The following is a 24,773-nucleotide window of genomic DNA, read 5'->3' as shown; positions in this document are numbered from 1 at the left end:
GCGGAGGGACGCGCCCCTCCGCTCACCGCGCGCCCCGGCCCCAGAGCACCACCTCCACGGTCTGGACGAGGATCACCAGGTCCAGGAAGAGGCTGTGGTTCTTCATGTAGTAGAGGTCGTAGCGGAGCTTCTCCGCCGCGTCCTCGTCGCTCGCCCCGTAAGGGTAGCTCACCTGCGCCCAGCCGGTGAGGCCCGGCTTCACCCGGTGGCGCTCGCCGTAGTAGGGGATGCGCTCCTGCAGCCGGGCGACGAACTCCGGCCGCTCCGGGCGCGGCCCCACCAGGCTCATCTCGCCGCGCAGGACGTTGATGAGCTGCGGCAGCTCGTCGATGCGGGTCTTGCGCAGCCAGGCCCCGACGCGGGTCACGCGCGCATCGCCCGGCCGCGCCCAGCGGGGACGGCCGTCGGCCTCGGCGTCGGGGCGCATGCTGCGGAACTTGATCACCTCGAAGGGCCGCCCGTGCTGGCCCACGCGGGTCTGGCGGTAGAAGACGGGGCCGCCGTCCTCGAGCTTGACCGCGAGGGCCGCAAGCAGCATCACCGGCCAGGTGAGGGCCAGCAGCAGCCCCGCCGCGGCGAGGTCGAACAGCCGCTTGACCGCGTCGGCGGCGAGGCCGCCGCGGAAGCCGTCCGAGAAGACCAGCCAGCTCGGGTGCAGGTCCTCCAGCATCACGCGCCCGGTCTCGCGCTCGTAGAAGCTGTGGAAGTCGCTCACCGGCACCCCCACCATGCGGCAGGCGAGCAGCTCGCGCATGGGCAGGTGGCCGCGGCGGTCGCTCACCGCCACCACCACCTCGTCGACGTCGCGGTCGCGCACGATCCCGAGCAGGTCCCCCACCCCCGTGCGCTCGGACGCGAGATCGTCGACGAAGCGGATGACGTTGTGCTCGACGACGTAGCGGGGCTCCACCGCCAGGCGCTCCTCGCCCAGGGGCACGCAGCCCACCACCTTGAAGCCCGCCCCGGGGGCGCGCGCGCCCTCGATGATGCGCCGCGCCGGCTCGCCGCCGCCCACCACCAGCACGCGGCGCTTGAAGACGTCGATGCCGCACAGGCGCACGAAGGCCCAGCGCGTCAGCAGCACGCCCGCGAAGGCCGCGGGGAAGGCCAGCGCCAGCGAGCGCCGCCACGGCACCACCCCCGGGAAGACGAGGTTGATCACCGCCAGCTCGGCGAAGCCGAAGGCGAAGGCGATCATCATGCGCACCAGCTGGCCCGAGGCGCCCTCGGCCATGCGCCGCTGGTAGAGGCCCACCACCACGAAGTTGAGGACCATGAGCACGGCGAAGGCCGAGGCGTTGGCGAAGGCGCCGAAGCGCAGGGGCGACTCCAGCTCGCCGATGCCGAGCATGCGCAGGGCCTCGCCCACGTACATGGCGAGGCCGAAGACGAGGCCCTCCACCGCGGCGAGGGCGACGAACCACCCCGGGATGTAGTGACGGAACAGTCGGATCATCCTCACTCCCGGCCCCAGCGGCCTGATCGAGATCGATCGAATCGCTCGAACTTACATGCAAATCTCGCCTATGAAAAGATAGCGCAGAGGACGGCCGTCCGCCTCCGCTTTTCATCGGGACGGCCACGCAAATCGATGTAGGAATTTGCTTACAGGGGGGGGGCGTGGAGGCGCCGGCACCCGCGGGTGCCGGCGCCTCCGGTCACGCCGCCGAGGCGGCGGCGCGGCGGGCGAAGACGAGGCCGTCGGGGCCTGCGTCCACCTCGATGGTGTCGCCCGGCACGAACGCGCCGGCGAGGATCTTCTGCGCCAGCGGGTTCTCCAGCTGCTGCTGGATCGCCCGCTTGAGCGGCCGCGCCCCGTAGACGGGGTCGTAGCCGGCCTCGCCGAGCCGCTCGAGGGCGGCGTCGGTGACCACCAGCCGGTAGTGCTTCTCCGCCAGCCGCGCCGCCAGACGCTCGACCTGGATGCGGGCGATCTCGCGGATCTGCGCCTTGCCCAGCGGGTGGAAGACCACCACCTCGTCGATGCGGTTGATGAACTCGGGGCGGAAGTGCTTGCCCACGATCTCCATCACCGCCGCCTTCATGCGCGGGTAGTTCTCCTCCCCCGCCATCTCCTGGATGAGCTGGGAGCCGAGGTTGGAGGTCATCACCACCACCGTGTTGCGGAAGTCCACGGTGCGCCCCTGCCCGTCGGTCAGGCGCCCGTCGTCGAGCACCTGCAGGAGGACGTTGAAGACGTCGGGGTGGGCCTTCTCCACCTCGTCGAACAGCACCACCGAGTAGGGCTTGCGCCGCACCGCCTCGGTGAGATACCCACCCTCCTCGTAGCCGACGTAGCCCGGCGGGGCGCCGATGAGCCGCGCCACCGAGTGCTTCTCCATGAACTCCGACATGTCGATGCGGACCATGGCGTCCTCGGTGTCGAAGAGGAACTCCGCAAGCGCCTTGCAGAGTTCGGTCTTGCCGACGCCGGTGGGGCCGAGGAAGAGGAAGGAGCCGTTCGGCCGGTTGGGATCGGCGAGCCCCGCGCGGGCGCGGCGGATGGCGTCGGCCACCGCCCGCACCGCCTCGTCCTGGCCCACCACGCGCCGGTGCAGCGCCTCCTCCATGCGCAGCAGCTTCTCGCGCTCGCCCTCGAGCATCTTCGCCACCGGGATGCCGGTCCAGCGCGAGACCACCTCGGCCACCTCCTCCTCGGTGACCCGGTTGCGCAGGAGGCGGAACTCGCGCGACTCGGCGGCCTGGGCCTCGGCCAGCCGCCGCTCGAGCTCCGGGATGCGCCCGTACTGGATCTCCGACATGCGCGCGAGATCCCCGGCCCGGCGCGCCGCCTCGAGCTCGATCCGGGCCTGCTCCAGCGCCTCCTTGATGTGCTGGGCACCCTGCAGGGCCGCCTTCTCCGCCTTCCAGACCTCCTCCAGGTCGGAGTACTCGCGCTCGAGGCGGCCGATCTCGGCCTCGAGGTCGGCGAGACGCTTGCGCGCCGCCTCGTCGGTCTCCTTCCTCAGCGCCTCGCGCTCGATCTTGAGCTGGATCAGGCGGCGCTCGAGCCGGTCGAGGGCCTCCGGCTTGGAGTCCATCTCGATGCGGATGCGGCTCGCCGCCTCGTCGATGAGGTCGATGGCCTTGTCCGGGAGCTTGCGGTCGGTGATGTAGCGGTGCGACAGCGTCGCCGCGGCGACGATGGCCGAGTCGGTGATCTCGACGCCGTGGTGGACCTCGTAGCGCTCCTTGAGGCCGCGCAGGATGGCGATGGTGTCCTCGACGCTGGGCTCGTCCACCAGCACCTTCTGGAAGCGCCGCTCCAGCGCCGCGTCCTTCTCGATGTACTTGCGGTACTCGTCGAGGGTGGTGGCGCCGATGCAGCGCAGCTCGCCGCGGGCGAGCGCCGGCTTGAGCATGTTGCCGGCGTCGATGGCGCCCTCGGCCTTGCCGGCGCCGACGATGGTGTGGAGCTCGTCGATGAAGAGGATGATGCGGCCCTCCTGCCGCGCGATGTCCTTGAGCACCGCCTTGAGCCGCTCCTCGAACTCGCCCCGGTACTTGGCGCCGGCGAGCAGCGCCCCCATGTCGAGGGCGAGGATGCGCTTGTCGCGCAGCCCCTCGGGCACCTCGCCGTTGACGATGCGCTGGGCGAGCCCCTCCACGATGGCGGTCTTGCCCACGCCCGGCTCGCCGATGAGGACCGGGTTGTTCTTGGTCCGGCGCGACAGCACCTGGATCGTGCGGCGGATCTCCTCGTCGCGCCCGATCACGGGATCGAGCTTGCCCTGGGCGGCGCGCTCGGTGAGGTCCACGGTGTAGCGCTCGAGGGCCTGGCGCGCCTCCTCCGCCTCGGGGTCGGTGACCGCCTCGCCGCCGCGCAGCGCCTCCACCGCCTTCTCCAGCACCGCCTTGGTGGCGCCGCACTCGCGCAGGGCCTCGCCGGCCGGGTCGCGGTCGTCCACCAGCGCGAGCACGAAGAGCTCCGAGGAGACGTACTGATCCTTGCGCTGCTGGGCGAGCTTGTCGGCCACGTTGAGCACCCGCGCCAGGGCGTTGGAGACGTGCACCTCGCCCGCCGTCCCCTCCACCCGCGGCAGCCCGTCGAGGATGCGCCCGAGGCGGGCGCGGAGGAGGTTGAGGTTGACGCCGGCGCGGTCGAGCAGGGGCCGCACCGTGCCCCCCTCCTGGTCGAGCAGCGCCGCGAGCACGTGCGCCGGCTCGATGAACTGGTGGTCGCGGCCGACGGCGAGGCTCTGGGCATCGGCCAGCGCCATCTGGAACTTGGTGGTCAGACGGTCCATCCGCATCGCGCTTCACTCCCGGTCTTGAACTGGACTGCCCCGGGAGATGCGGCCTGCGGCCGGCGATTTCAACCGTCAGCAGAGGAGATCGTGCAGGCGCGCAAGGAGCCGCGGCCCCTCCTCCGGCGCGGCGCAGCGCAGCGGCGGGTAGGCCGTGACGCGCACACGGCTCGGGAGGAAGAGCGCCCCCAGCACCCGGCCCGCGCCGCGCACCCCGTCGACCCGCACCGGCAGCACCGGCGCCCCGGTGCGGCAGGCGAGCCAGGCCACACCGCCCTTGAGCCCGCGCCGGCGCTCGGTGCGGTAGCGGATGCCGCCCTCGGGGAAGATCACCACCACCTCGCCCGCCTCCAGCGCCCGCAGCGCCGCGCGCAGGGCGCGGTCGGGGCGGTGGGCGCGGTCCACCGGGATGCAGCCGATGGCGCGGAAGAAGGGCCGCAGCCACCACCGCGCGTATTGCTCGCGGGCGATGAGGAAGCGCAGCGGCCGCGGGGAGACCGCCGCCAGCACCAGCGGATCGAGCCCCGAGACGTGGTTGGCGGCGACCAGGGCCGGACCCTCGGGGGGCAGCGCCAGCAGCGGCGCCCGCAGCCCGTGGACGTGGCGGCAGAAGAGGCGGTTGAGGCCGTCGAGCCGATCGAGCCAAGGCGCACCCCAGTCGGCGCGCGCGGCGCGCCCGGCCTGCCGCCCGAGGGCCGCCGCCGCGAGCACCGCCGCGGCGGCAAGGAGCCACCCCGTCACCGCGCCGCCCGCGCCGCCGCCCGCCCGCGCCGCTCGTCCACGGTGGCGAGCAGGACGAGCCCGGCGACGAAGTAGGCCGCGGTGGTGAGGAGGGCGCGGCGGTGATCGCCCCCGGTGAGGTAGGCCACGAGCCCGTAGCTCGGCGGCCCCAGCACCGCCGCGAGCTTCACCGCCAGCCCCCACAGCCCGAAGAACTCGGCGGCCCGCCCCGCCGGCGTGAACGCCGCCACCAGCGCCCGCCCGGCCGACTGGCTCGCGCCCATGGCGAGCCCGATGAGGTTGCCCGCGACCCACATCCCGGCGCGGCCGCCCGCCGCCCACGCCACCGCCAGGGCGAGGATCCAGAGGAGCAGGGTCGCGGCGAGGGTGGGCACCGAGCCGATGCGGTCCTGAAGGTGGCCGAAGGCGAGGGCGCCGAGGGCGGCGGTGACGTTGACCACGAGGATCAGCACCAGCAGCTCGCGCTGCCCCATGCCCATCGCCTCCTGGGCGTAGACTGCGGCCAGCACGATCACGGTCTGGATCCCGGCGTGGTAGACCGTCAGCGTCACCAGGAAGCGGAAGAGGTCGCGGTGGTGGCGCGCCCGCCGCAGGGTCTCGGCGAGGCGGCCGAGCCCCGCGGCGACGGCGGCGGCGAGCCCGGCGCCGTCCCCGGCCGGACGCGCGCGCTCGCGCAGGAAGAGAAAGGTCGGGCTCGCGGCGAGGGCGAAGACCGCGGCCACCCCGAGCAGGATCCAGGGCACGTAGGTCTCGGGCCCCAGCCCCGCGGCCTGCGCCCGCGCGATGACGGCGAGGGCGAGGAGCAGGATCAGCACGCCGCCGGCGTAGCCCAGGGCCCAGCCGTAGGCGGAGATGCGGCCGAGCTGGTCGTCGCGCGCGATCTCCGGGAGGAAGGCCGCCACCAGATTCTCGCCGCTGGCGAAGAGGTAGGCGGAGAGCGCGAGCAGCACCGCCGCGAACCGCCACTCCCCGGGGCCGGCGAGCCCGAGGGCGGCGGTGGCGGCGACACAGCCCACGGTGGTGGCGAGAAGGAGCGGCTTCTTGGCCGCACGGTGGTCGGCGACGGCGCCGATCACGGGGGCGGTCAGCAGCACCAGCCCGTTGGCCGCGGCGAGCGCGAGGGTCCACACCAGCGTCCCCGCGCCGGGGGCGAGCGCCGGATCCCCCCCGGCCACCACGGAGACGAAGTAGGCGTTGTAGACCGCGGTGAGGACCACCGTGGCGTAGCCGGAGTTGGCCAGGTCGTAGCAGGCCCAGGCGAGGATCTCGCCGCGCCCTGCGGGCGAGGCGGCGCCCACCGCGGCTCAGCCCCCGCCGCCCTCCGCGCGCCGGCGCGGCGGCGGCGCATAGACCTTGCGCCGGAAGAGGTCGTTGCGACGGCTGACCAGGCGGTCCAGGAAGAGCAGCCCGTCGAGATGGTCGATCTCGTGCTGGATCGCGCGGGCCTCGTAGCCGCGGCTCTCGATCTCGTGCGCCGCCCCGTGCTCGTCGAGGAAGCGCACGCGGATGGCGGCGGCGCGGACCACGTTGCCGGTGTAGTCCGGCACCGACATGCAGCCCTCGCGCCCCACCTCGAGCCCCTCCCACGCCAGGATCTCGGGGTTGACGAGGACGAGCCGCCCGTGGCTCTCGACCCCCTCGCGCGCCGAGACGTCGACGATGCAGATGCGCTGCCGCCGCCCCACCTGAGGGGCGGCGATGCCGACGCCGCCCGGCTGGGCGCGCATCGTCTCCTCGAGATCGGCGACGAAGGCGCGCAGGGCCTCGTCGAAGCGCTCCACCGGCGCCGAGACCGCCTTCAGGCGGGGGTCCGGGTAGGTCAGGACCGGCAGCACCGCCACGGCTCAGCCCACCAGGGTCTCGACCGGCTCGACCCGCACGTCGAGGTCGCCGAGCCCCGCCCCCGCCAGCGCCCGGCGCAGGGCCTCGATGCCGCGGCGCGCCTCGCCCTCGATGTGGAGCACGTAGATGGGCCGGTCGGGGGTGCCGGCGACATCGGACTCGAGGTCGAGGATGTTGAGCCCGGCCTCGGCCAGCGCCTGCGTCGCCTGGGCGACGATGCCGGTGCGGTCGGCGCCGGCGATGGTGATGCGCACGTCCGGGACCGCGTGCTCGTGGAGGCGCCCCCGGATCGGGTCCACGTGCAGGTGCAGCCCGAGCGCGCGCGCCACCGGCGCCAGCACCGCCTCCAGCGCACCCTCCGGCCCCGCCTGCTCCACCATCAGCATGACGGCGAAGTTCCCGCCGAGCCGCATCATCGAGGCCTCGCCCAGGTTGCAGCCGGCCTCGTAGAGGGCGCCGCTCACCCGCGCCACGATCCCCTGGCGGTCCTCCCCCACCAGGGTCACCATGTACCAGCTCATCGCGCCTCCTCCGCAGGCGAAGGCACCCATGATAGCCCATGGCTGCGCCCGGGCTCGATCCAGGCCAGGGTCGCCATGCGGCCGGTGACGCCGTCGCGCCGGTAGGAGTAGAAGGCGGCCGCCTCACGGAAGGTGCAGCGGCCGCAGACGGCGACCGCCTCCACCCCCGCGCGCCGCAGCCGCCGCCGCGCCGCCGCGGCGAGATCCAGCCGCCAGCGCCCCGCCCGCGGCGAGGGGCGCATCGCCTCCGCCGCCCCCGGATCGGCCGCGAGCACGGCCTCGCGCACCTCGGGCCCCACCTCGTAGGCGGCGGCGCCGATGGCGGGCCCGATCCAGGCCACGACGCCGCCGCCGAGCGCCGCCACCGCCGCCTCCAGCACCCCCGCGGCAAGCCCCCGCCAGCCGGCATGGGCCACCGCCACGGCGCCCCCGTCGCGCCGCGCCAGCACCACCGGCAGGCAGTCGGCGGTGAGCACCGCGAGCACCACCCCCGGCCGCGCGGTCCATGCGCCGTCGGCCTCGGCCCCGGCCCCCGCGGGGGCCTCGACGACGCGGGTGCCGTGGACCTGACGCAGCCAGGCGGGCTCGGCCGGCAGGGCGAGGGCGGCGCGCAGGCGGCGGCGGTTCTCCGCCACCGCCTCGGGGGCGTCGCCCACGTGTCCGGCGAGGTTGAGGCCGGCGTAGGGCCCGGCGCTGACGCCGCCGGTGCGCAGGGTGGTGAGCGCCCGCACCCGCGGCGGCGCGGGCCACTGTGCCTCGATCCAGGCGGGCCCCTCAGCCATGGGCGGCGAGATCCTCCTCCAGGGCCTCGAGCAGCGCCGCGAGATCCGCGGGCAGGGGCGAGGCGAACGCCAGCGGCGTGCCCGTCAGCGGGTGCGCGAAGGCGAGCCGCGCCGCGTGCAGGGCCTGGCGGCGCATCGCCCGCACCCGCTCCGCCAGCGCCGGGAGGGGGTCGCGCGGCAGGCGCGGGCGCCCGCCGTAGACGGGGTCGCCGGTCACGGGGTGGCGCAGATGCGCCATGTGGACGCGGATCTGGTGGGTGCGGCCGGTCTCGAGCCGCACCTCGAGCAGGGTGTGGGCGCGGAAGCGCCGCCGCACCCGGTAGTGGGTCACCGCCGGCCGCCCGGCCGGGACCACGGCCATGCGCTTGCGGTCCACGGGATGGCGCCCCACCGGGGCGTCCACGGTGCCGCCGGCGGTGACGACGCCGTTGACCACCGCGAGGTAGGTGCGGGCGATGGCGCGCGCCTGCATTGCCCGCACCAGGCGGGTGTGCGCCTCCGGGGTGCGGGCCACCAGCAGCAGCCCCGAGGTGTCCTTGTCGAGGCGGTGGACGAGGCCCGCGCGCGGCAGCACGGCAAGCGCCGGGTCGTGGGCGAGGAGGGCGTTGACCAGGGTGCCGCGGGGGTTGCCCGCGGCCGGGTGCACCACCAGCCCGGCGGGCTTGTCGAGGACGATGAGGTGCGCCTCCTCGTGCACGATGCGCAGCGGCATCGGCTCCGGCGCCGGCGCCTCTTCCGCCTCCACCGCGGCGTCCACCTCCACCCGCTCGCCACCGGCGAGGCGCTGGCGGGGCCGCGCCGCGGCCCCGTCCACGCGCACGCACTCGGCCTCGATCCAGCCCTTGATGCGGCTGCGCGAGTGCTCCGGCAGGAGGCTCGCCAGGGCCTGGTCGAGGCGCCGCCCGGCGAGCTCGGGCGGGATCACGAGGGTGTGACGCACCACGTGGCGGACCATGACCGCGCGAGTCTATCAGGGGCGCGGGGCGGCGGCCGCATCCGCTATACTGGCGCCCGCCATGTCCCGAGGGATGCGCACCGCGTCATGAGGCCGCTCGCCCGTCTGCTGCCGCTGCTGGTGGCGGTGCTCGCCCTCGCCGGCTGCGCCAGCCTCAAGTCCGCGGACCCGACCCGCGACTGGAGCGCGCAGCGCTTCTACGAGGAGGCGCGCTCGGCCCTCGATGCCGGCGACTACGAGCGCGCCATCGAGCTCTACGAGAAGCTCGAGGCCCGCTACCCCTTCGGCCCCTACGCCCAGCAGGCGGCGCTGGAGGTGGCCTACGCCTACTACAAGTTCGACGAGCCGGACTCGGCCATCGCCGCCGCCGACCGCTTCATCCGCACCTACCCGCGCCACCCCAACGTCGCCTACGCCTACTACATCAAGGGCCTGGCCAACTTCAACCGCGGCGTCGGGATCCTCGACCGCTACCTCGGCGACGCCATCTCCGAGCGCGACCCGCGCACCGCGCGCGAGGCCTTCGCCGCCTTCGCCGAGCTGGTGCGGCGCTTCCCCGAGAGCCGCTACGCCGAGGACGCGCGCCGGCGCATGCTCTACCTGCGCAACGCGCTCGCCGCCCACGAGGTGCAGGTGGCGGCCTTCTATCTCGAGCGCAAGGCCTACGTCGCCGCCGCCGGGCGGGCCCGCTACGTGATCGAGCACTACCCGCGCAGCCCGGCGGTGGGGCCGGCGCTGCGCATCCTGCGCGATGCCTACCGCGGCATGGGGATGGAGGATCTGGCACGGGACGCCGAGCGCGTCCTGGAGGCCAACCCGGCCTACCGCGACGTCGAGCTCGGGCCCTGAGGCGGGGAGGGGAGCGGCCATGTGGGACTTCTTCGAGACCGTGCGGCACCGCCACTCGGTGCGCCACTACCATCCGGACCTCGAGGTGGAGGAGGCGAAGCTGCATGCGGTGCTGGAGACCGCCTGCGCCGCCCCCTCGGCCGGCGACCTGCAGAGCTACCACATCGTCGTCGTGCGCGACCCGGCGCTGCGGCAGGGCCTCGCCGCCGCCGCCGAGGGCCAGGGCTTCGTCGCCGAGGCCCCGGTGTCGCTCATCTTCTGCGCCGACCCCGACCGCTCGGGCTCGGCCTTCGGCGAGCGCGGGCGCAGCCTCTACGCCCTCCAGGACGCCACCATCGCCGCCGCCTACGCCCAGCTCGCGGCGGTGGCCGCGGGGCTCGCCTCCACCTGGGTCGGCTACTTCGACGAGCAGGCCGTGGCGGAGCTCGTGGGCCTCGGCCCCGGCCTGCGCCCGGTCGCCATCATCCTCCTCGGCTACGCCGCCGAGCTGCCCGAGCCGAGCCCGCGCCGGCGCATGGACGAGGTGGTGACGCGGCGCTGAGGCGTCGCCCTCAGATCGCGGCCTCGTCCTCCTCGCCGGTGCGGATGCGCACCACCCGCTCCACCGGCGTGACGAAGATCTTGCCGTCGCCGATCTTGCCCGTGCGCGCCGCCTCGGTGATGGCCTCGATACAGCGCTCCACCTGTTCGTCCGGGATCACCACCTCGATCTTGACCTTGGGCAGGAAATCGACCACGTACTCGGCGCCGCGGTAGAGCTCGGTGTGCCCCTTCTGACGCCCGAAGCCCTTGACCTCGGTGGCGGTCATGCCACTGATGCCGATCTCGGCGAGGGCCTCGCGCACGTCGTCGAGCTTGAACGGCTTGATGATCGCCTCCACCTTTTTCATTGTGCTCCTCCCAGCGGGGGCGGCACCGCCCCCGTTCCGAACCAGACGGATGCATTCTCCCGCCTCGGCGCGCCCTAGGCCAGGTCCTCGCGGTAGCCCGAGGTGATGGGGTAGCGGCGGTCCCGGCCGAAGGCGCGCCGCGTGATGCGCACCCCGGGCGGGGCCTGGCGCCGCTTGTACTCGGCGCGGTCCACCATGCGCGCCACCCGGCGCACGATCTCGGGGTCGAAGCCCTCGGCCACGATCTCCTCCACCGCGCGGTCCTGCTCCACGTAGCGCTCGAGGATGGGGTCGAGCACCTCGTAGGGCGGCAGCGTGTCGGTGTCCTCCTGGTCCGGGGCGAGCTCGGCCGAGGGCGGGCGCGCAAGGACCCGCTCCGGGATCACCGCGCCGCGCCGGTTGCGGTGGCGGGCGAGGCGGTAGACCAGGGTCTTGGGCACGTCCTTGATGGGGGCGAAGCCGCCCGCCATGTCGCCGTAGAGGGTGGCGTAGCCCACCGCCATCTCGCTCTTGTTGCCGGTGGTGAGCACCAGCCGCCCGGTCCGGTTGGACAGGGCCATGAGGATGACGCCGCGGCAGCGGGCCTGGATGTTCTCCTCCGTGGTGTCCGGGGGGCGGCCAGCAAGATGCGGCGCCAGCGCCTCGAGGAAGGCGGCGAACGGCCCCTCGATGGGGATCACGTGGTGCTCGACGCCGAGGGCGCGGGCCTCGGCCTCGGCATCCTCCAGGCTCATGGGGCGGGTGTAGCGCGAGGGCATGAGCACCGCGGTGCAGCGTTCGGGGCCCAGGGCGTCGGCGGCGACGGCGAGGGTGAGGGCCGAGTCGATGCCGCCCGAGAGCCCCACGAGGACACCGGGGAAGCGATTCTTCTCCACGTAGTCGCGCACCCCGAGGACGAGGGCGCGGTAGACCGCCTCCTCCTCGGCGAGCTCGGGTGCGACGGGCCCCGGGTGCAGGCGCCCCGCCTCCCAGGTCACCGCCTCGATGCGCTCCTCGAAGGCCGGCAGGCGCGCCACCAGGGCGCCGTCGCCGTCCACCGCCAGCGAGGCGCCGTCGAAGACCAGCTCGTCCTGGCCGCCGACGAGGTTGACGTAGATCACCGGCAGTCCCGCCTCGCGGCAGCGCTCGCCGAGCACCGCACGCCGCTCGGCGTCCTTGCCCGCGTGGAAGGGCGAGGCGTTGAGGTTGACCAGAAGCCGCGCCCCGGCGGCCGCGGCCTGCGCCGCCGGCCCCGGGTGCCAGAGGTCCTCGCAAATGGTGATGCCCACGGGGACGCCCCCCGTCTCCACCACGCACGGCGCGGACCCCGGGGCGAAGTAGCGCTTTTCGTCGAAGACGCTGTAGTTGGGCAGGTGCTGCTTGTGGTACTCGGCGACGATGCGGCCGTCGCGCAGGAGGCCCGCGGCGTTGTGGATCCGCCCCCCGCGCCGGCGCGGATAGCCGACGATGCAGTCGATGCCGCGCATCTGCGCGGCCAGCCGCCCCAGCGCCTCCTCCACGCGCCAGTGCAGCCCGGGGCGCAGCAGCAGGTCCTCCGGCGGGTAGCCGGTGAGGGTGAGCTCGGGGAAGACCACGAGCCCGGCGCCGAGGCGGTCGCGGGCCTCGGCCGCGGCCGCGGCGACGCGGCGGGCGTTGCCGTCGATGTCGCCGACCAGGCAGTCGATCTGGGCGAGGGCGATGACGAGGCGCTGGGACATGGACGGCGGCCGCTCACGGTGCGTGGCGGCCGATTATACGCGCCGCCGCGGCGCGGCGGCGCGTACCGGGGCGGCTCAGCCGAGCAGCGCCTTCATGCGCTCGCCGATCTCGGCCGGCGAGCGCACGGTGGCCACGCCCGCGGCCTCCAGCGCCGCATACTTGCCTTCGGCGGTGCCCTTGCCGCCGGAGATGATGGCGCCGGCATGGCCCATGCGCTTGCCCGGCGGCGCGGTGACCCCCGCGATGTAGGCCACCACCGGCTTGGTGACGTGCGCGCGGATGTACTCGGCGGCCTCCTCCTCGGCGCTGCCGCCGATCTCGCCCACCATGACGATGCCCTCGGTCTGGGGATCGGCCTGGAAGAGCTCGAGGCAGTCGATGAAGCTCATGCCGTGGATGGGATCGCCGCCGATGCCGACGCAGGTGCTCTGCCCGAGCCCGTTGCGGGTGGTCTGGTCGACGCACTCGTAGGTGAGGGTGCCCGAGCGCGAGACGATGCCCACCCGGCCCGGGGTGTGGATGTGCCCCGGCATGATGCCGATCTTGCACTCGCCCGGGGTGATGATGCCGGGGCAGTTGGGCCCGATCAGGCGCACCCCAGGATAGCCGGCGAGGGCGGCGCGCACCCGCAGCATGTCCAGCACCGGGATGCCCTCGGTGATGCAGACGATGACGCGGATGCCGGCGTCGGCGGCCTCGAGGATGGCGTCGGCGGCGAAGGGCGCCGGCACGTAGATCATGGTCGCCTCGGCGCCGGTCTCGGCCACCGCGTCGTGCACCGTGTCGAAGACCGGCAGCCCGAGATGGGTGGTGCCGCCCTTGCCCGGCGTGACCCCGCCAACCAGCTTCGTGCCGTAGGCCAGCGCCTGCTCCGAGTGGAAGGTCCCCTGCTTGCCGGTGAAGCCCTGGCAGATGACCCGGGTGTCCTTGTCGACGAGAATGCTCATGTCGCTGTCCGTCCCCTGTCCTCAGGCCGCCGCCGCGGCCACCACCTTGCGCGCCGCGTCGGTGAGGTCCTCGGCGGGCTGGATGTCGAGCCCGCTCGAGGCCAGCAGCTCGCGGCCGCGCTCGACGTTGGTGCCCTCGAGCCGCACCACCACCGGCACCCGCAGGTCCACCTCGCGGGCGGCGGCGATGATGCCCTCGGCGATGAGGTCGCAGCGCACGATGCCGCCGAAAATGTTGACCAGGATGGCGCGCACGCGCTCGTTGGCGAGGATCAGCTTGAAGGCCTCGGCGACGCGCTCGGCGGTGGTGCCCCCGCCCACGTCCAGGAAGTTGGCGGGCTCGCCGCCGTGGAGCTTGATGATGTCCATGGTGGCCATGGCCAGCCCGGCGCCGTTGACCATGCAGCCGATGTTGCCGTCGAGGGCGACGTAGTTGAGGTCGTGCTGGCGTGCGGCGTGCTCGATGGGGTCCTCCTGGGTGGCGTCGCGCCACTCGGCGAGCTCCGCCTGGCGGTAGAGGGCGTTGTCGTCGAGGTTGACCTTGGCATCGAGGGCGAGCAGATCCCCCCCCGAGGTCACGATCAGCGGGTTGACCTCCACCAGGCTCGCATCGCACTCGTTGAACAGCCGGTAGATGCCGGCCATGATGCGCACGAGCTGCCCGGCCTGGCGGCCGTCGAGGCCCATGGCGAAGGCCATGCGCCGCCCCTGGTAGGGCTGGAATCCGGCCGCGGGGTCGATGGCCGCGGTGAGGATCTTCTCCGGCGAGGTGGCGGCCACCTCCTCGATGTCCATGCCGCCGGCGGCCGAGCCCACGAAGACGATGCGCCGCCGCGACCGGTCCACCAGCGCGCTCAGGTAGAGCTCCTGCGCCGGCGGGTTGGCCTTCTCCACCAGCACCACGTGGATCGGCAGCCCCTCGGCGCCGCTCTGCTTGGTCACCAGGCGGGTGCCGAGGAGGGCGTCGGCGGCCTCGCGCACCGCCTCCGGGCTGTCGACGAGCTTGACCCCGCCGGCCTTGCCGCGGCCGCCGGCGTGGACCTGCGCCTTGACCACCCAGCGCCCGCCGCCGAGCTCGCGCGCGGCGGCCTCCGCCTCGGCCGCCGTGCGCGCCGGACGCCCCTCGGGCACCGGGATCCCGTAGCGGGCGAAGAGCTGCTTGGACTGGTACTCGTGGAGGTTCATAAATACCCCTTATCGGCTCATTACCCACGCAAAGGGCGTATTTTTGCGCAAGCGCGTCGCGAAATCAAAGACCGCACGGGCCCCGCCTTGCAGGCCCGGCCCGGATCCCCGAAACTGCGCAGGGTCACTGCGGGCAAAGGTAGCCGTTGAGCGCATCCTCCGCCATCCCGGGCCACCCCTCCGATCCCGGGCCGCGCGCCTGGCAGACCCTGCTCATCATCGGCACCTACCGCCTCGCCCTGGCGGGGCTGCTGACGGTGCTCGCGGTCACCGGCCTCGCGCCGCGCACCCTCGGGGTCGCCGATCCCGCCCTCTTCACCCTCGCCGCCGTCGTCTACCTCGTCCTCGCCCTCGCCGGCAGCATCGCCTTCCACCTGCGTCGGCCCGCGTTCGACACCCAGGTCCACCTCCAGGGCTTCGTGGACATCGCCCTCATCACGGCCCTGATCCACGCCGCGGGAGGCGTCTCCAGCGGGCTGGGGATGCTGCTGCTGGTGGTGGTGATCGGCGGCGGGCTCCTGCTCGAGGGCCGGCTCGCCGTCCTCTTCGCCGCCCTCGCGACGCTTGCCCTGCTCGCCGAGGAGACCTACCGCCAGCTCACCACCGGGGCCGACCCGGCGGCCTATCCCCGCATCGGCATCCTCGGCGCCGCCCTCTTCGCCACCGCCTACCTCGCCCACGTCCTCGCGCGCCGGGTGCGCCAGAGCGAGGCCCTCGCCGCCAGGCGCGCGGTGGACCTTGCCAACCTCGCGGAGCTCAACGACTATATCATCCAGCGCTTCCGCTCCGGGCTGCTCGCGGTGGACGCCGCGCAGCGCATCCGCCTCGTCAACGACGCCGCCTGGCGCCTCCTCGGGATGCCGGCCCTGGGGGAGCGCACGCCGCTGGCGGCGGTGGCGCCGGGGCTCGCCGAGGCGCTGGAGGCGTGGCGGCAGGAGCGGCGGCAGCCGCGCGAGGCGGTGCGGGCGACCCCCGGCGGACGCGACGTCCTGCCCCGCTTCTATCCGCTCGGCGCGGGCGCGGATGCGGGGACCCTGGTGGTGCTCGAGGACGATCAGGTCGTCACCGAGCAGGTGCAGCAGCTCAAGCTCGCCTCGCTGGGACGGCTCAGCGCCTCCATCGCCCACGAGATCCGCAACCCCCTCGGGGCCATCGCCCACGCCGCCCAGCTCCTGGAGGAGACCGAGGGGCTCGACGAGGGGACGCGCCGGCTGGTGGCGATCGTGCGCGACAACGCCCGACGCGTGAACACGGTGGTGGAGAACGTGCTGCAGATCTCGCGCGCGCCGCGGGCGCGCACCCGGCCGCTGGCGCTGGCGCCGTGGCTCGAGCGGTTCGCCGCGGAGTTCCGGGCGCAGCGCGGCCTCGGCGCGGACGACGCCCTGGCGGTGGCCGTGGAGCCGGCGGATCTCACCGTCGAGGCCGACCCCGACCAGCTCCACCAGATCCTCTGGAACCTCTGCGCCAACGCCGACGAGCACGGCCGCGACGAGGCCGGCAGGCTCCATCTCACCCTGCGCGCCGGCACCGCACCGGAGACCGGCGGCGCCTTCATCGAGGTCGCCGACCGCGGCCCCGGCATCCTGCCGGAGGTGGCATCGCGCATCTTCGAGCCCTTCTTCTCCACCGGCGGCCGCGGCACGGGCCTCGGCCTCTACATCGCCCGCGAGCTCGCCGCCGTCGCCGGCGCGGCGCTGGAGTACCGGCCGGTGCCCACCGGCGGCAGCGCCTTCCGTCTGCGCCTCGCGGGCGAACGGGAGATGGCCGCGTGAGCCGCGCCCGCGCCCTCGTGGTGGACGACGAGGCGGACATCCGCGAGCTCGTCGCCATCACCCTCGCGCGCATGGACGTGGAGGCGCGCTGCGCCGCGGACCTCGCCGAGGCCCGCGCCCTCGCCGGAGCCGAACCCTTCGACCTGTGCCTGACCGACATGCGCCTGCCCGACGGCAGCGGCATCGATCTCGTCCGCCACCTCCAGCGCACCCGGCCCGACCTCCCGGCGGCGGTGATCACCGCCTACGGCGACGTGGAGTCGGCGGTGGAGGCCCTGAAGGCCGGCGCCTTCGACTTCGTCTCCAAGCCGGTGGATCTGGGTGTGCTGCGCCGGCTGGTGGAGACGGCGCTGCGCCTGCGCGAGCGCCGCGCCCCGGGCCGCCTGCACCTGGTCGGGGACTCGCCGCCGATGCGCCGGCTGCGGGCCATGATCGCCAAGCTCGCCCGCAGCCAGGCGCCGGTCTACATCAGCGGCGAGTCCGGCACCGGCAAGGAGCTGGTGGCGCGCATGATCCACGAGCAGGGGCCGCGCGCGGCCGGACCCTTCGTCCCGGTCAACTGCGGCGCCATCCCCGCCGAGCTCATGGAGAGCGAGCTCTTCGGCCACGTCAAGGGGGCCTTCACGGGCGCCGCCGCCGACAAGGAAGGCCTCTTCCAGGCCGCCGAGGGGGGGACGCTGTTCCTCGACGAGATCGCCGAGCTGCCGCCGCACATGCAGGTCAAGCTGCTGCGCGCGATCCAGGAGAAGGCGGTGCGCCCGGTGGGGGCGGCGCGCGAGGTGCCGGTGGACGTGCGCATCCTCAGCGCCACCCACAAGGATCTTGCCGCCCTCGTCCAGGCCGGCGAGTTCCGCCAGGACCTCTACTACCGCATCAACGTCATCGAGCTGGCGGTGCCGCCGCTGCGCGCGCGGCGCGAGGACATCCCGGCGCTCGCCGAGCACTTCCTCGCCCGCATCGCCGCGGCGCACGGGGGCGAGCCGCCGCGGCTCGGCGCGGCCGCCCTCGAGGCCCTGATGCGCTACCCCTTCCCGGGCAACGTGCGCGAGCTGGAGAACATCCTCGAGCGCGCCTGCACCCTGTGCGAGGGCGACGAGATCCGCCCCGAGGACCTGCAGCTGCCCGAGGACGGCGGCAGCGGCGCCTTCGAGGCCCCGGAGGCGGTCCCGGAGGAGGGCCTCGAGACCTACCTCGACCGCATCGAGCGCGAGACCATCCTCAAGGCGCTGGAGGAGACGCGCTGGAACCGGACCCAGGCGGCGAAGCGCCTCGGCATCAGCTTCCGCGCCCTGCGCTACCGCCTCAAGAAGCTGGGGCTCGACGGATGAGAACCGGTGCGCCGGGCCCGGTCGGCCGCGCGACAAGGCGGCGCTGGCGCCATGCGCTGCTGTCCCCGACGGTGTGGCGACTGCGCCTCGTGTACTGGGGCGGGGCGGCGGCGGTGGCCGTGCTGACGGCAGGTTATGCCCGCCTCGCCCGCGAGGCCGAGGCGACCTATCGGGCCGGGCTGGAGCTTGACCCCGGGGTGGGCTGGCTGCTGCCGGCGGTGACGCTTCCCCTCATCGGGTGGCTCGTGGCCCGGCTCGCCCCCGCCGCGGCAGGCAGCGGCGCCCCCCAGGCCATGGCCGCCCTGGTGGTGGCGGACGAACGCGCCCGCGCCCGCCTCCTTGCGCCGCGCGTGGTGGCAGCCAAGATCGGCCTCGGCGCCGCGGCGCTCGCGGGCGGGGCCGCAGCCGGCATCTTCGCCCCCTCGGTCCAGATCGGCGCCGCCACCATGCAGGCGGTGGGCCGCCATGCCGGGCTCGCCGGGCGCCGCGCCGAGCGCGGGCTGGTCCTCGCGGGGGCCGCGGCGGGGATCGCCGCCTCCTTCGGCGCCCCGCTGGCAGGGATCGTCTTCGCCATGGAGGAGATGGCCCGCAGCTTCGAGGAGCGGGCGAACGCCCTGCTGCTCACCGCGGTGGTGCTGGCAGGCCTGGTCACGGTGGCCATGGGCTGGGACGCCACCCGCGGTATGCCGCAGCTGCCCGATCCGGTGGGCACGCTGTGGCTCGCCGTGCCGGCGCTCGGCGTCGGCGGCGGGATCCTCGGCGGCCTCGTCGCCCTCGTCCTGGTCTCGGCGCTGCAGGGGCTCGAGGGCATCCCGCCGCGCCGCCGCCTGGCGGTGGCGACCGTGTGCGGCCTCGTCGTCGGCACCGCCGCGCTGGCCACCGGCGGCGAAGCCGTGGGCACCGGCCTGACCGAGATCGAGCAGCTGCTCGCGGGGGGAGAGGCGGCGCCGCTGCTGGCGCTGTGGAAGCTGCTCGCCGCCACCGCAACCGCCCTCTCGGGGGTCCCGGGAGGCCTCATCGGGCCCGGTCTCGCGGTGGGCGGCGCACTGGGACACGGGCTTGCGCCGCTGCTGCCGGCGGTGCCGCCGCCCCTGCTGGTGGTCGTCGGCATGGGCGGCTTCGTCGCAGGGCTCCTGCAGAGCCCCCTGACGGTGCTCGTGATCGTGCTGGAGGTCGCCGACCACCACGCCCTGGTGCCGCCGCTCATGACCACCGTGTTCCTCGCCTACGGGGCCTCGCGGCTGGTCTGCGACCGCCCCCTCTACCGCGCCCTGGCACGCGGCCTTGCCCACCAGGGGCGCGCCTGACGACCCGAGGAGAGACGATGCTCTGGATCAAGGCCCTGCACATCATCTTTATGGTGACGTGGTTCGCCGGCCTCTTCTATCTCCCCCGGCTCTTCGTCTACCACGCCCTGTGCGAGGACGAACCCGGCCGCGCGCGCTTCAAGGTGATGGAGCGCAAGCTCTTCTGGGCGATCACGACCCCCGGCGCGGTGCTGACCGTGGTCTTCGGCCTCTGGCTCCTGGCCGACTACGCCTGGGCCGCCTACCGGCACAGCGGCTGGCTCCACGCCAAGCTGGCGCTGGTGGCGGGGCTCGTCGCCTACCATGTCTGGTGCGGGAAGCTGGTGGCGGACTTCGCCGCCGACCGCAACCGCCACGGCCACGTCTTCTACCGCTGGTTCAACGAGGTCCCCGTGCTGTTCCTGGTGGGGATCGTGATCCTGGTGGTGGTCAAGCCCTTCTGAGCCCCGGCCCGCCGCCTCAGTGCGCACCGCCGGGCGGGGGCGCGGCACCGCTCAGCACCGCCTCCACGTCCACCGCGTCGAGGCGGTGGCGGCGGCCGCAGAAGGCGCACTCCGCCACCACCTCGCCCTCGGCGGCGAGCACCCCCTCGACCTCGGCGCGGCCGAGCCCCCGCATGAGCTCCGCCACCCGCTCGCGTGAGCAGCCGCAGCGGAAGGCCACCGGCGTCGGGTCGAACAGGCGCAGGGGCTCCTCGTGGAAGAGGCGGCGAAGGAGCGCGCCGGCGTCGAGGCGCAGGAGTTCGTCGCCGCGCACCGTCGCCGCCAGCGCCTCCACCCGGCGCCACCGGTCGGGGTCGGGGGGCTCGCCCTTGGGCATGGCCTGGAGCATGAGCCCGGCCGCGCTCTCCGCGTCGGCGGCGAGCCAAAACCGGGTCGGCAGCTGCTCGGAGCGGGCGAAATAGCGCTCGAGCGCCTCGGCAAGGCTCGCGCCCTCGGCGGGCACCACCCCCTGGTGGCGAGCCATCCCCTCGGGCTCCAGGGTGAGGGCCACGAGCCCCCCCCGCACCCACCAGGGCGCCGAGCCCGCCCGCCGACGGCACCGCCCCCTCCCAGCGCGCCAGCCCCCGCACGCCGCCCTCGGTGGTGGCCCGCACAAGGAGCAGCCGCACCGGCCCCGGGCCCTGGATCTGCAGATCGAGGCGGGCGCGGCCCTTGAGGCCGCTGGTCATGAGGAGCGCCGCGGCGAGCGCCTCGCCGAGCAGGGCCCGCACCGGGGGCGGGTGGTCGCGCCGCGCCTGCACGGCCCGCCACGCCGCGCCGAGGCGCACGTGGGCGCCGCGCACGGCGCCGGCCTCGAAGAGGAACCGGGTCAGGGCGTCGCTCACCCCAGGAGCCGCTGCAGGATCTCGTTGACCTGCCGGGGGTTGGCCTTGCCGCCGGTGGCCTTCATCACCTGGCCGACGAAGAAGCCCATGAGCTTGGTCTTGCCGGCGCGGTAGCGCGCCACCTGCTCGGGGTTGTCCTCGAGCACCCGGCGACACAGCGCCTCGAGCTCGCCGTGGTCGGTGATCTGCCGAAGCCCCCGGGCCTCGATCACCGCGTCGGCGTCGCCCTCGCCGGCCCACATGGCCTCGAAGACCTCCTTGGCGATCTTGCCCGAGATGGTGCCGTCCTCGATGCGGCGCAGCAGCCCGGCGAGGGCCTCGGGGCCCACGGGCGCATCCGCGATGCCGATCCCGGCGCGGTTGAGGGCCCCGGCCAGCTCCACCATGACCCAGTTGGCGGCGAGCTTGGGATTGTCCGGCACCGCCTCCACCAGCGCCTCGTAGTAGTCGGCGGTGGCGCGGTCGGCGGTGAGCACGCCGGCATCGTAGGGCTTGAGCCCGTACTGCGCGACGAAGCGGGCGCGGCGCGCGTCCGGCAGCTCCGGCAGCGCCGCCCGCGTCTCCTCGATGAAGGCCTCGTCGAGCACCAGCGGCAGCAGGTCCGGGTCCGGGAAGTAGCGGTAGTCGTTGGCCTCCTCCTTGGTGCGCATGGAGCGGGTCTCGTCGCGCGCGGCGTCGTAGAGGCGGGTCTCCTGCACCACCTCGCCGCCGGACTCCAGGACCTCGATCTGGCGCTCGATCTCGTGGCGGATGGCGCGCTCGACGAAGCGGAAGGAGTTGACGTTCTTGATCTCGGTGCGGGTGCCGAAGGCCTGGCTGCCCTTCGCGCGCACGGAGACGTTGGCGTCGCAGCGGAACGAACCCTCCTGCATGTTGCCGTCGCAGATGCCGAGCCACACCACGAGCTGGTGCAGCTTCTTCATGTAGGCGACGGCCTCCTCGGGCGAGCGCAGGTCGGGCTCGGAGACGATCTCCAGCAGCGGCACGCCGGCGCGGTTGAGGTCGATGCCGGTCATGCCGTGGAAGTCCTCGTGCAGCGACTTGCCGGCGTCCTCCTCGAGGTGGGCGCGGGTGATGCCCACGGTCTTGGTGGTGCCGTCGGCGAGCTCGATGGCGAGGCGCCCGCGCGCCACGATGGGCAGCTCGTACTGGCTGATCTGGTAGCCCTTGGGCAGGTCGGGGTAGAAGTAGTTCTTGCGCGCGAAGACCGAGCGGCGCGCGATCTCGGCCTCCACCGCGAGACCGAACATCACCGCCATGCGCACCGCCTCGCGGTTGAGCACCGGCAGCACCCCCGGCAGGCCGAGGTCGATGGCGCAGGCCTGGGTGTTGGGGGGCGCCCCGTAGGCGGTGGAGGCCCCGGAGAAGATCTTGCTGCGCGTGCGGAGCTGGACGTGGATCTCCAGCCCGATGACCGCTTCCCACTCCATCGTCCGCCCCCTCAGCCGTCGAGGCCCGCCGGCGCGCGCCGGTGCCAGTCGGTGATCCGCTGGAAGCGGTGCGCGGCGCCGAGCAGCCGCGCCTCGTCGAAGTGGCGGCCGATCAGCTGCAGACCCACCGGCAGCCCGTGCGCGAACCCCGCCGGGACCGAGATCGCGGGCAGCCCAGCCAGGTTCACCGCGATGGTGTAGATGTCGGAGAGGTACATCGCCACCGGATCGTCCGTCTTCTCGCCGAGGCGGAAGGCCGGCGTCGGCGAGGTGGGCCCGGCGATGAGGTCCACCTCCTCGAAGGCGCGCAGGAAGTCGTCGCGGATGAGCCGCCGCACCCGCTGCGCGCGCAGGTAGTAGGCGTCGTAGTAGCCCGCCGACAGGGTGTAGGTGCCGATCATGATGCGCCGCTTGACCTCGGCCCCGAAGCCCTCGCCGCGGGTGCGCTTGTAGAGGTCCTCGAGGTCGCGCGGATCGGCGCAGCGGTAGCCGTAGCGGACGCCGTCGTAGCGGGCGAGGTTGGAGGAGGCCTCGGCCGGCGCGATGACGTAGTAGGCCGGCACCGCGTAGCGGCTGTTGGGCAGGGAGATCTCGCGCAGGCGCGCCCCCTCGGCCTCGAGCACGCGCAGCGCGGCCTCCACCGCGGCCGCCACCGCGGGATCGAGCCCCTCGCCGAAGTACTCCCTCGGCACGCCGATGCGCAGCCCCGCAAGCGGCGCCTCGAGGGCGGCGCGGTAGTCCGGCACCTCGGCCTCGACGCTGGTGGAGTCGCGGGGATCGAAGCCCGCCATGGCCCCGAGCAGCAGCGCGCAGTCCTCGGCCGTGCGCGCCATCGGCCCGCCCTGGTCGAGGCTCGAGGCGAAGGCGATCATGCCCCAGCGCGAGACGCGGCCGTAGGTGGGCTTGAGGCCGGTGATCCCGGTCAGGGCCGCGGGCTGGCGGATGGAGCCGCCGGTGTCGGTGCCGGTGGCGGCCGGCACCAGGCGCGCCGCCACCGCCGCCGCCGAGCCCCCGGAGGAGCCGCCGGGGACGCGCTCGGGATCCCAGGGATTGCGCACCGGGCCGTAGAAGCTCGTCTCGTTGGACGAGCCCATGGCGAACTCGTCCATGTTGGTCTTGCCGAGCATCACCGCCCCCGCCGCGCGCAGCCGCTCCACCACGGTGGCGTCGTAGGGGGCGACGAAGGCGTCCAGCATGCGCGAGCCGCAGCTGGTGCGCACGCCGCGGGTGCAGAAGATGTCCTTGTGGGCGATGGGCACGCCCTCGAGCGGGCCGCCCTCGCCGCGGGCGAGGCGCGCATCGGCCTCGCGCGCCTGCGCAAGGGCCGCCTCGGCGGTGACCGTGATGAAGGCGTTGAGCCGCGCGTCGAGCCGCTCGATGCGCGCGAGGAAGTGGCGCGCCGCCTCCTCGGCCGAGAGGCTGCGCGCGCGCAGCGCCGCGGCCAGCTCGGCGACGGTGAGCTCGTGGATCTCGCTCATGGGCTGCTACTCGATGACCTTGGGCACGAGGTAGAGGCCGTCCTCCACCGCCGGCGCGATGGCCTGGAAGAGCGCGCGCTGATCCGTCTCCGTGACGACGTCGTCGCGCAGGCGCTGCACCGCGTCGATGGGATGGGCGAGCGGCTCCACCCCCTCGGTGGGCGCCTCGGCCAGCTGCTCGACGAAGGCCAGGATCTTGGACAGCTCGCGCGCATAGCCCGGGATGTCGGCCTCGCGGATGGCGAGCCGCGCGAGATGGGCGATGTACTCGACGTCGCTGCGCTCCAGGGACATCGCGTGCGCCTCCTCGGCGAGGTCGGTGCGACGGGGCCGCAAAGGTAGCACAAGCCCTCCCTTGCCCAAACCCCCGCCATTCGCTACAGTTTCCCGGTTATTGACCCCCTCCCCCCGAGAAAACACCGGAATGTTCAAAAGGTTACGCGGCCTCTTCTCGAACGATCTGTCGATCGACCTCGGCACCGCCAACACCCTGATCTACGCCCGCGGGCAGGGCATCGTCCTCAACGAGCCCTCGGTGGTGGCGATCCGGCGCGACGCCACCCGCGGCGCCAAAAGCATCGCCGCGGTGGGCGCCGAGGCCAAGCGCATGCTCGGGCGCACGCCGGGCAGCATCGAGGCCATCCGGCCGCTCAAGGACGGCGTCATCGCCGACTTCACCGTCACCGAGAAGATGCTGCAGTACTTCATCCACAAGGTGCACGAGTCGCGCTTCTTCCGTCCCAGCCCGCGGGTGCTGATCTGCGTCCCCTGCGGCTCGACCCAGGTGGAGCGGCGCGCCATCCGCGAGTCGGCGGCCGGGGCCGGCGCGCGCGAGGTCTATCTCATCGAGGAGCCCATGGCCGCCGCCATCGGCGCCGGGCTGCCGGTGGACGAGGCGCGCGGCTCGATGGTCCTCGACATCGGCGGCGGCACCTCGGAGGTGGCGGTCATCTCCCTCAACGGCATCGTCTACTCGCAGTCGGTGCGCATCGGCGGCGACCGCTTCGACGAGGCCATCATCAACTACGTGCGCCGCAACTACAGCACCCTCATCGGCGAGGCCACCGCCGAGCGCATCAAGCACGAGATCGGCACCGCCTTCCCCGGCAGCGAGGTGCGCGAGATCGAGGTCACCGGGCGCAACCTCGCCGAGGGCATCCCGCGCAGCTTCACCCTCAACAGCAACGAGATCCTCGAGGCCCTGCACGAGCCGCTCTCGGGCATCGTCGCCGCGGTCAAGACCGCGCTGGAGCAGACCCCGCCGGAGCTCGGGGCGGACGTGGCCGAGCGTGGCATCGTCCTCACCGGGGGCGGGGCGCTGCTGCGCGACATCGACCGCCTCATCGCCGAGGAGACGGGCCTGCCGGTGGTCATCGCCGAGGACCCCATGACCTGCGTGGCCCGCGGCGGCGGCCGCGCCCTCGAGCTCATCGACGAGCGCGGCGCCGACATCTTCGCCCTCGACTGAGGGCGG

Annotated in this window: 23 protein-coding genes and 1 pseudogene; 7 read left to right on the top strand and 17 right to left on the bottom strand. The window is 73.9% G+C overall.

Features of this window, described 5'->3' with window-relative positions; genetic code table 11:
* Nucleotides 1–22: 22 nt before the first annotated feature.
* The 8 genes from EDC57_RS03040 to rluD all read right to left on the bottom strand — a co-directional run bounded on the left by EDC57_RS03040 (nucleotide 23) and on the right by rluD (nucleotide 9,088).
* Nucleotides 23–1,456, bottom strand: coding sequence for a TIGR03013 family XrtA/PEP-CTERM system glycosyltransferase (locus EDC57_RS03040; protein ID WP_123400112.1), 1,434 nt, complete (start codon nucleotides 1,454–1,456; stop codon nucleotides 23–25).
* A 202-nt stretch (nucleotides 1,457–1,658) separates the two neighbouring features.
* A complete protein-coding gene (clpB, locus tag EDC57_RS03035) occupies nucleotides 1,659–4,253 on the bottom strand; it encodes an ATP-dependent chaperone ClpB (RefSeq protein WP_123400110.1) in 2,595 nt (864 codons plus the stop codon).
* Between the two features lie 69 nt (nucleotides 4,254–4,322).
* Nucleotides 4,323–4,988 (bottom strand): lysophospholipid acyltransferase family protein, encoded by a 666-nt coding sequence (locus EDC57_RS03030; protein ID WP_123400108.1) that lies wholly within the window; start codon nucleotides 4,986–4,988, stop codon nucleotides 4,323–4,325.
* Nucleotides 4,985–6,286 carry an MFS transporter gene (locus EDC57_RS03025; protein ID WP_123400106.1) on the bottom strand — a complete coding sequence of 434 codons (1,302 nt, stop codon included), beginning with the start codon at nucleotides 6,284–6,286 and terminating at the stop codon, nucleotides 4,985–4,987. The genes EDC57_RS03030 and EDC57_RS03025 overlap by 4 nt, the downstream gene beginning before the upstream one ends.
* Nucleotides 6,287–6,292: 6 nt before the next feature.
* Nucleotides 6,293–6,829 (bottom strand): peptide deformylase, encoded by a 537-nt coding sequence (gene def, locus EDC57_RS03020; RefSeq protein ID WP_123400104.1) that lies wholly within the window; start codon nucleotides 6,827–6,829, stop codon nucleotides 6,293–6,295.
* Nucleotides 6,830–6,832: 3 nt separating this feature from the next.
* Nucleotides 6,833–7,351 (bottom strand): glycine cleavage system transcriptional repressor, encoded by a 519-nt coding sequence (locus EDC57_RS03015; protein WP_123400102.1) that lies wholly within the window; start codon nucleotides 7,349–7,351, stop codon nucleotides 6,833–6,835.
* Nucleotides 7,348–8,133: a peptidoglycan editing factor PgeF gene (pgeF, locus tag EDC57_RS03010; protein ID WP_123400100.1), complete on the bottom strand. Its 786-nt coding sequence runs from the start codon at nucleotides 8,131–8,133 to the stop codon at nucleotides 7,348–7,350. Before pgeF ends, EDC57_RS03015 begins: the two co-directional genes overlap by 4 nt.
* Nucleotides 8,126–9,088, bottom strand: coding sequence for a 23S rRNA pseudouridine(1911/1915/1917) synthase RluD (gene rluD, locus EDC57_RS03005; protein ID WP_123400098.1), 963 nt, complete (start codon nucleotides 9,086–9,088; stop codon nucleotides 8,126–8,128). The genes pgeF and rluD overlap by 8 nt, the downstream gene beginning before the upstream one ends.
* A gap of 87 nt (nucleotides 9,089–9,175) precedes the next feature.
* On the opposite strand from rluD, the gene EDC57_RS03000 reads away from it, so the two are divergent.
* Entirely contained in the window at nucleotides 9,176–9,937 is a 762-nt protein-coding gene (locus EDC57_RS03000; protein WP_123400097.1) for an outer membrane protein assembly factor BamD, read from the top strand.
* A gap of 19 nt (nucleotides 9,938–9,956) precedes the next feature.
* Nucleotides 9,957–10,478 carry a nitroreductase family protein gene (locus EDC57_RS02995; RefSeq protein WP_123400095.1) on the top strand — a complete coding sequence of 174 codons (522 nt, stop codon included), beginning with the start codon at nucleotides 9,957–9,959 and terminating at the stop codon, nucleotides 10,476–10,478.
* A 10-nt stretch (nucleotides 10,479–10,488) separates the two neighbouring features.
* Here EDC57_RS02995 and glnB read toward each other — a convergent pair whose 3' ends face one another.
* The 4 genes from glnB to sucC form a co-directional block, all read right to left on the bottom strand.
* The gene (gene glnB / locus EDC57_RS02990; protein WP_123400093.1) at nucleotides 10,489–10,827 is read right to left on the bottom strand and encodes a nitrogen regulatory protein P-II; all 339 of its coding nucleotides are present in this window, start codon (nucleotides 10,825–10,827) and stop codon (nucleotides 10,489–10,491) included.
* 74 nt (nucleotides 10,828–10,901) lie between these two features.
* A complete protein-coding gene (locus EDC57_RS02985) occupies nucleotides 10,902–12,524 on the bottom strand; it encodes an NAD+ synthase (protein WP_123400091.1) in 1,623 nt (540 codons plus the stop codon).
* A 75-nt stretch (nucleotides 12,525–12,599) separates the two neighbouring features.
* Nucleotides 12,600–13,472 (bottom strand): succinate--CoA ligase subunit alpha, encoded by an 873-nt coding sequence (gene sucD, locus EDC57_RS02980; protein WP_123400089.1) that lies wholly within the window; start codon nucleotides 13,470–13,472, stop codon nucleotides 12,600–12,602.
* A 21-nt stretch (nucleotides 13,473–13,493) separates the two neighbouring features.
* Nucleotides 13,494–14,657, bottom strand: coding sequence for an ADP-forming succinate--CoA ligase subunit beta (gene sucC, locus EDC57_RS02975; protein ID WP_123400087.1), 1,164 nt, complete (start codon nucleotides 14,655–14,657; stop codon nucleotides 13,494–13,496).
* A gap of 146 nt (nucleotides 14,658–14,803) precedes the next feature.
* On the opposite strand from sucC, the gene EDC57_RS02970 reads away from it, so the two are divergent.
* The 4 genes from EDC57_RS02970 (at nucleotide 14,804) to hemJ (ending at nucleotide 19,507) form a co-directional block, all read left to right on the top strand.
* Nucleotides 14,804–16,429: a sensor histidine kinase gene (locus EDC57_RS02970; protein ID WP_123400085.1), complete on the top strand. Its 1,626-nt coding sequence runs from the start codon at nucleotides 14,804–14,806 to the stop codon at nucleotides 16,427–16,429.
* On the top strand, nucleotides 16,426–17,757 hold the full coding sequence (locus EDC57_RS02965) for a sigma-54-dependent transcriptional regulator (RefSeq protein WP_123400083.1): 1,332 nt from the start codon (nucleotides 16,426–16,428) through the stop codon (nucleotides 17,755–17,757). Before EDC57_RS02970 ends, EDC57_RS02965 begins: the two co-directional genes overlap by 4 nt.
* A 71-nt stretch (nucleotides 17,758–17,828) precedes the next feature.
* Nucleotides 17,829–19,064: a chloride channel protein gene (locus EDC57_RS02960; protein WP_170165018.1), complete on the top strand. Its 1,236-nt coding sequence runs from the start codon at nucleotides 17,829–17,831 to the stop codon at nucleotides 19,062–19,064.
* A 17-nt stretch (nucleotides 19,065–19,081) separates the two neighbouring features.
* A complete protein-coding gene (gene hemJ / locus EDC57_RS02955) occupies nucleotides 19,082–19,507 on the top strand; it encodes a protoporphyrinogen oxidase HemJ (protein WP_123400080.1) in 426 nt (141 codons plus the stop codon).
* 16 nt (nucleotides 19,508–19,523) lie between these two features.
* On the opposite strand, the gene hslO is transcribed toward hemJ, so the two are convergent.
* The 5 genes and pseudogenes from hslO to gatC form a co-directional block, all read right to left on the bottom strand.
* A complete protein-coding gene (gene hslO / locus EDC57_RS13355; RefSeq protein WP_342768966.1) occupies nucleotides 19,524–20,072 on the bottom strand; it encodes an Hsp33 family molecular chaperone HslO in 549 nt (182 codons plus the stop codon).
* A gap of 100 nt (nucleotides 20,073–20,172) precedes the next feature.
* A pseudogene (locus EDC57_RS13350) lies at nucleotides 20,173–20,334 on the bottom strand (Hsp33 family molecular chaperone HslO); the annotation flags it as partial.
* A gap of 53 nt (nucleotides 20,335–20,387) precedes the next feature.
* Entirely contained in the window at nucleotides 20,388–21,821 is a 1,434-nt protein-coding gene (gene gatB, locus EDC57_RS02945; RefSeq protein WP_123400078.1) for an Asp-tRNA(Asn)/Glu-tRNA(Gln) amidotransferase subunit GatB, read from the bottom strand.
* A gap of 11 nt (nucleotides 21,822–21,832) precedes the next feature.
* Entirely contained in the window at nucleotides 21,833–23,290 is a 1,458-nt protein-coding gene (gatA, locus tag EDC57_RS02940) for an Asp-tRNA(Asn)/Glu-tRNA(Gln) amidotransferase subunit GatA (protein ID WP_123400898.1), read from the bottom strand.
* A gap of 15 nt (nucleotides 23,291–23,305) precedes the next feature.
* Nucleotides 23,306–23,593 (bottom strand): Asp-tRNA(Asn)/Glu-tRNA(Gln) amidotransferase subunit GatC, encoded by a 288-nt coding sequence (gatC, locus tag EDC57_RS02935; RefSeq protein ID WP_123400076.1) that lies wholly within the window; start codon nucleotides 23,591–23,593, stop codon nucleotides 23,306–23,308.
* Nucleotides 23,594–23,723: 130 nt separating this feature from the next.
* On the opposite strand from gatC, the gene EDC57_RS02930 reads away from it, so the two are divergent.
* Complete coding sequence (locus EDC57_RS02930; RefSeq protein ID WP_123400074.1) at nucleotides 23,724–24,767, top strand: rod shape-determining protein; 1,044 nt, start codon at nucleotides 23,724–23,726, stop codon at nucleotides 24,765–24,767.
* Nucleotides 24,768–24,773: the final 6 nt, after the last annotated feature.

The sequence above is a fragment of the Inmirania thermothiophila genome, assembly GCF_003751635.1.
GTDB classification, from domain to species: Bacteria; Pseudomonadota; Gammaproteobacteria; order DSM-100275; family DSM-100275; genus Inmirania; species Inmirania thermothiophila.
This window is presented reverse-complemented; position numbering and strand designations above follow the sequence as displayed.